Consider the following 1,284-nt stretch of genomic DNA (forward strand, 5'->3'; position numbering starts at 1 on the left):
GGCCTGTCCGGGAGCCAGGCCCAGCGGCACGACGCGGTGCGGGTCCAGGGCGGCGGCGCCGAAGACCGCGGGGACCTGCTCGGGAGCGGGTCCGTGCTGGTGTGAGGGGACGGGCTCGGCCGGGGCCGCGGACGGCTGCGCGTCCACGCGCCGCCGTATGGGCAGCCCGTTCTCGGTGGTGGCCCCCGAGTCCTCCGGGGCGGTGTGGCCCGGGTGGTTGGCGGGCATCTCCATGGGCACCGACGGGTCCGTGAACACGTGTCCGTCCCGCAGGCTCACCCCCGGGGTGCTCAGCAGCCAGGCGCGCAGCTCCTGCTGGCGGATGCCGATCCGGCTGAGCCTGATCCCGGCCTCGGTCATGCTGGGGGCGTCGTCCAGCAGCTCGCGGGTCTGCCAGCGCAGCCGGTTGGGGTCGTCGGCGATCAGCCAGCCGTTGTGCATGCGCCGGTCGGTGAACAGGGTGATGATCACCCGCCACAGCGGCGTGTTGAGGGTGGGCACGTCCACCGGGTGGTCGGGGTGGGCGTTGATCAGGCGGTCGATGGTGGTCGCCGCGCCCAGCTGCTCGGACAGCTCGCGCAGGTGCTTGGTGATCGCGGCGCCCTCGGGCGCGTTGAGCCAGCGCAGCAGGCGCTCCTCCACCTTGCGCTGGGCGGAGCGGATCTCGGTGACGTCCACGGCGATCTGCTCCGAGAGCACGCGGATGCTGATGGGGTCGGTGGCGAACAGGCGCTCGGCGGCGACCGTGCGCTCCAGTTCGGGCCAGGAGCGGAACATCTCCTCGACCAGGTCCACCAGGGGGTGCTGGCCCAGCGCCGGGGCGGGGGGGCGCTCCTCGGCGTGGTCGGGCCGCATGGCCTTGGGCGGGCCGAAGCTGGGGCGGCGCAGGGTGCGCCCGGGCCCCAGCAGGGAGCTGCGGAACTGCGAGCGCAGGTCGCCCGCGCCCTCGCTGCGGGCGCCGTCCCCGCCCACGGCCTCGGTGCGCAGGGCGGAGCCGGGGATCATCGCGGCCGAGCTGACCATGGCCGTGGCCGCCTGCTCCCGGACCGCAGCGCCGGAGGGCTCGGCCTCCTCGCCGCGCTGGGCGCGCAGGGCCCGCAGGGTGCGGATCGCGCGCGTGGCCGGGGTCTGCGGCGGGGCCGCGTGTCCGGGGCTCTCGGTCCCCATCCCGGAGCCCGTGGCCGCGGTGAGGTACTCCAGCGCGCTGTGCACGTGCTCGGGCGCGGAGTCGGGCAGCCAGTGGGCGATGGTGCGCACGGCCTCCATCATCAGGGCGGGGGAGGG

General features: G+C 75.8%; 1 pseudogene. It reads right to left on the bottom strand.

Annotated elements, in window-relative coordinates:
* A pseudogene (locus tag DQW06_RS24550) lies at positions 1-1,284 on the bottom strand (hypothetical protein); the annotation flags it as partial.

Source organism: Nocardiopsis sp. TNDT3, assembly GCF_003427465.1.
In the GTDB taxonomy this organism is placed as follows: domain Bacteria; phylum Actinomycetota; class Actinomycetes; order Streptosporangiales; family Streptosporangiaceae; genus Nocardiopsis; species Nocardiopsis dassonvillei.